General features: G+C 57.1%; 4 protein-coding genes. All 4 read left to right on the top strand.

Annotation, left to right across the window (positions count from 1 at the left end):
• On the top strand, positions 1-313 hold a 313-nt coding region (locus tag AAAB16_RS05055), incomplete at its 5' end, for a gamma-glutamyl-gamma-aminobutyrate hydrolase family protein (RefSeq protein ID WP_340662362.1).
• Positions 314-356: 43 nt separating this feature from the next.
• On the top strand, positions 357-1,715 hold the full coding sequence (locus tag AAAB16_RS05050) for a glutamine synthetase family protein (protein ID WP_340662361.1): 1,359 nt from the start codon (positions 357-359) through the stop codon (positions 1,713-1,715).
• Positions 1,716-1,769: 54 nt separating this feature from the next.
• Positions 1,770-3,137 (top strand): aspartate aminotransferase family protein, encoded by a 1,368-nt coding sequence (locus tag AAAB16_RS05045; protein ID WP_340662360.1) that lies wholly within the window; start codon positions 1,770-1,772, stop codon positions 3,135-3,137.
• 196 nt (positions 3,138-3,333) lie between these two features.
• Complete coding sequence (locus tag AAAB16_RS05040) at positions 3,334-4,431, top strand: polyamine ABC transporter substrate-binding protein (protein ID WP_340662359.1); 1,098 nt, start codon at positions 3,334-3,336, stop codon at positions 4,429-4,431.
• Positions 4,432-4,524: the final 93 nt, after the last annotated feature.

The following is a 4,524-nucleotide window of genomic DNA, read 5'->3' as shown; positions in this document are numbered from 1 at the left end:
CGTGGAAGTCCAATATGCACCTAGTCATCCGCTGCATGTGCAGCCGGGTGGCGTTCTCGCCGGCCTCGGCTTGCCGGATGAGATTCGCGTCAATTCCATTCATGGCCAGGGCGTTGATCGTCTGGCGCCGGGCCTGCGTGTAGAGGCTCTGGCACCTGACGGACTGATCGAAGCGATCTCGGTCGAAGGAGCTCAGAGCTTTGCCCTCGGGGTGCAGTGGCATCCAGAATGGCAAGTACGCTCCAACCCCGAATACCTCGCCCTCTTCCAGGCATTTGGAGATGCCTGTCGCAAGCGCGCGAGTCAACGCTGAGCTTAGCTATATAGCTAAGTTTTCAATCCCCCCTGAGGTCTTTATGAGTCCCAAACTCGACCAACTCACCAGTTGGCTGAAAGAGCGCAAGATCACCGAAGTTGAGTGCTTTATTAGTGATCTAAGCGGTATTTCCCGCGGCAAAATTGCACCAACCAACAAGTTCATCGATGAGAAGGGCATGCGTCTGCCTGAGAGCGTGCTGCTGCAGACCGTCACCGGTGACTACGTGGAAGACGACATTTATTACGACCTGCTCGACCCGGCTGACATCGATATGATCTGCCGCCCGGACGAAAATGCCGTGTTCCTCGTACCTTGGGCGATTGAGCCTACCGCGCAGGTGATTCACGACACCTACGACAAGCAAGGCAACCCGATCGAGTTGTCGCCGCGCAACATCCTTAAGAAGGTACTCAAGCTCTACGCCGAAAAAGGCTGGCAGCCGATTGTGGCGCCGGAGATGGAGTTCTACCTGACCAAGCGCAGCGACGACCCGGACTACCCGTTGCAAGCGCCAATCGGCCGCTCCGGCCGCGCCGAGACTGGTCGCCAGTCGTTCTCCATCGACGCGGCCAACGAATTCGATCCGCTGTTCGAAGACGTGTATGACTGGTGCGAGCTGCAAGAGCTGGATCTGGACACCCTGATCCACGAAGACGGCACCGCGCAGATGGAAATCAACTTCCGTCACGGCGACGCCCTGCACCTGGCCGACCAGATCATTATCTTCAAGCGCACCATGCGTGAAGCGGCGCTCAAACATAATGTGGCCGCCACCTTTATGGCCAAGCCCATGACCGGTGAGCCGGGCAGTGCGATGCACTTGCACCAGAGCATCATCGACATCAAAACCGGCAAGAGCATCTTCTCCAACGAAGACGGCACCATGAGCCAGCTGTTCCTGCACCACATCGGTGGCCTGCAGAAATACATCCCTGAGCTGTTGCCGCTATTCGCACCTAACGTCAACTCGTTCCGCCGCTTCCTGCCCGATACCTCGGCGCCGGTAAACGTGGAGTGGGGCGAAGAAAACCGCACCGTGGGCCTGCGCGTTCCGGATGCCTCGCCGCAAAACCGTCGGGTGGAAAACCGCCTGCCGGGCGCCGACGCCAACCCCTATATCGCCATCGCCGCCAGCTTGCTGTGCGGCTACATCGGTATGGTCGAGGAGCTCAACCCGAGTGCCCAGGTTAAAGGCCGTGGCTACGAGCGTCGTAACCTGCGCCTGCCGTTGACCATCGAAGATGCCCTGGAGCGCATGGAAAACTCCAAGACCGTCGAGAAGTACCTGGGTAGCAAGTTTGTCAGCGGTTACATCGCCGTGAAGCGTGCCGAGCACGAAAACTTCAAGCGCGTAATCAGCTCCTGGGAACGCGAGTTCCTGTTGCTCTCGGTTTAATAGACGACTCACCAGGCCCGGCACATGCCGGGCTTGTTTGAATTGAGGTTTGCAATGACTAGCCCAGTGAAGAACCCACAAACCCGCGAGTGGCAAGCGCTTAGCGCCAACCACCACCTGGCGCCGTTCAGCGACTATAAACAGCTGAAGGAGGTTGGTCCGCGCATCATCACCAAAGCCGATGGCGTGTACCTGTGGGACAGCGAAGGCAACAAGATTCTCGACGCCATGGCCGGCCTCTGGTGCGTGGCCATCGGCTACGGCCGTGATGAGCTGGCCGATGCCGCTGCCACGCAAATGAAAGAGCTGCCGTTCTACAACACCTTCTTTATGACCGCGCACCCGCCGGTGCTGGAACTGGCGAAAACCATCGCCGACCTGGCGCCTGCCCATATGAACCATGTGTTCTTTACCGGCTCGGGTTCCGAAGGTAACGACACCATGCTGCGAATGGTCCGTCATTATTGGCAGGTGAAGGGCAAGCCGCAGAAGAAAGTCATCATCGGTCGCCTCAACGGCTATCACGGTTCCACCGTGGCCGGCGCCGCGTTGGGTGGTATGCAGGGCATGCATGAGCAGGGCGGCATGCTCCCGGATATCGTGCATATCCCGCAGCCGTATTGGTTTGGTGAAGGCGGCGATATGAGCCCGGACGAGTTCGGGATCTGGGCTGCTGAACAGCTGGAAAAGAAAATTCTCGAAGTCGGCGAAGACAACGTCGCCGCCTTTATTGCCGAGCCCATCCAAGGTGCCGGTGGCGTGATTATTCCGCCTGAAACCTACTGGCCGAAGGTGCGCGAGATTCTCGCCAAGTACGACATCCTGTTCGCCGCCGATGAGGTGATTTGTGGCTTTGGCCGCACCGGCGAGTGGTTCGGTAGCGACTACTACGGCAACACCCCAGACCTGATGACCATCGCCAAGGGCCTGACCTCCGGTTATATCCCCATGGGCGGCCTGATTGTCAGCGACAAAGTCGCCGAAGTGATCAATCAGGGCGGTGATTTCAACCACGGGTTTACCTACTCCGGTCACCCGGTGGCGGCTGCCGTCGCTTTGGAAAACCTGCGGATTATTCGCGAAGAAAAGATTCTCGAGCAGGTGCGCGCAGAAACGGCACCGTATTTGCAAAAGCGTTTGCGTGAGCTGGCGGATCACCCCTTGGTGGGTGAAGTGCGCGGTCTTGGCATGCTGGGCGCGATCGAGTTGGTGAAGAACAAAAAGACCCGCGAGCGTTTCGAGGGTAAGGGCGTTGGCATGATCTGCCGCGGCCACTGCTTCAACAACGGTCTGATCATGCGCGCTGTAGGCGACACCATGATCATTGCGCCACCGCTGGTAATCAGCAAAGACGAAATCGATGAGCTGGTGACCAAGGCACGTAAGTGTCTGGACCTGACCGCCAGTGCAGTACTGAGTTAAGCGGTAAGCGGGGCGGCTCGCTCCAAGGGAAAAAACGCTCAGAGCGAGCTGAAAAGTTGTAAACCCGCGGTAGTCCTTGCCAGACTGCACGGTGCGTTGGCCAGGCTCACCGAAGGGTGGCCGCCAAGGGGCAGTAAAAATGGCCCAAAAAGCAACGCCACTGTTCGGATAACTAAATAAAACAGGAGCTGTACGCATGAAAACATTCGGCAAGTCCTTTCTCGCGTTGTCCTTGTTGGGCGTGATGGTCGGCGCGGTTCAGGCCGATGACAAAGTGCTACACGTGTACAACTGGTCCGATTACATCGCACCAGACACCGTTGAAAAGTTCACCAAAGAGACCGGCATCAAAGTGGTCTACGACGTGTACGACAGCAACGAAGTGCTCGAAGCCAAATTGCTGGCCGGCAAGTCGGGTTACGACATCGTGGTGCCGTCCAACTCGTTCCTGGCCAAGCAGATCAAAGCCGGCGTTTACCAGCCGCTTGATCGCAGCAAATTGCCGAACTACAAGAACCTCAATCCTGAGTTGATGAAGACGCTGGAAATCAGCGACCCGGCCAACAAGTTCGCCATTCCTTACCTGTGGGGCACCATCGGTATCGGCTACAACGTCGACAAGGTCAAAGCCATTCTTGGCGACAATGCACCGGTGGATTCATGGGATCTGGTGTTCAAACCCGAGAACATGGCCAAGCTGAAAGAGTGCGGCGTGAGCTTCCTCGATTCGCCTACCGAAATGCTCCCTGCTGCTCTGCACTATCTGGGCTACAAGCCTGATAGCCAAGACCCGAAAGAGCTGGCCGCCGCCGAAGCACTGTTCCTCAAAGTGCGTCCGTCGACTACTTACTTCCACTCGTCCAAGTACATCTCCGACCTGGCTAACGGCAACATCTGCGTAGCGATTGGGTATTCGGGTGATATCTACCAAGCCAAGTCCCGCGCTGAAGAAGCGAAGAACAAGGTCAACGTTGGCTACAACATTCCGAAAGAAGGCGCGGGTGCGTTCTTTGACACCGTAGCCATTCCGAAAGATGCGGAAAACCCAGTAGGCGCACACAAGTTCATCGACTTCCTGCTCAAGCCGGAAATCATTGCTGAAATCAGCGACGAAGTGTCCTACCCGAACGGTAACTCTGCCGCCACGCCGCTGGTGAGCGAAGCCATCCGTAAAGACCCAGGCATCTACCCAAGCGACGACGTAATGAAAAAGCTCTACGCGTTCCCTGACCTTCCGGCCAAGGTTCAGCGTTTGATGACTCGCTCTTGGACCAAGATCAAGTCCGGCAAATAAGCGAATCGCTGCTATGACACCTCCAGCGTTCTGCGCTGGAGGCTGTTGGCAACCAGAAGTATTGCTCAGTAGTTGAAGTGCCGAGCTCTAAGC

It is taken from the genome of Pseudomonas sp. (genome assembly GCF_037994325.1).
Classification (GTDB): Bacteria; Pseudomonadota; Gammaproteobacteria; order Pseudomonadales; family Pseudomonadaceae; genus Aquipseudomonas.
This window is presented reverse-complemented; position numbering and strand designations above follow the sequence as displayed.

Coding starts and splice junctions, on each gene's coding strand:
- AAAB16_RS05040 (WP_340662359.1), top strand. CDS start 3,334: ATGAAAACATTCGGCAAGTCCTTTCTCGCGTTGTCCTTGTTGGGCGTG.
- AAAB16_RS05050 (WP_340662361.1), top strand. CDS start 357: ATGAGTCCCAAACTCGACCAACTCACCAGTTGGCTGAAAGAGCGCAAG.
- AAAB16_RS05045 (WP_340662360.1), top strand. CDS start 1,770: ATGACTAGCCCAGTGAAGAACCCACAAACCCGCGAGTGGCAAGCGCTT.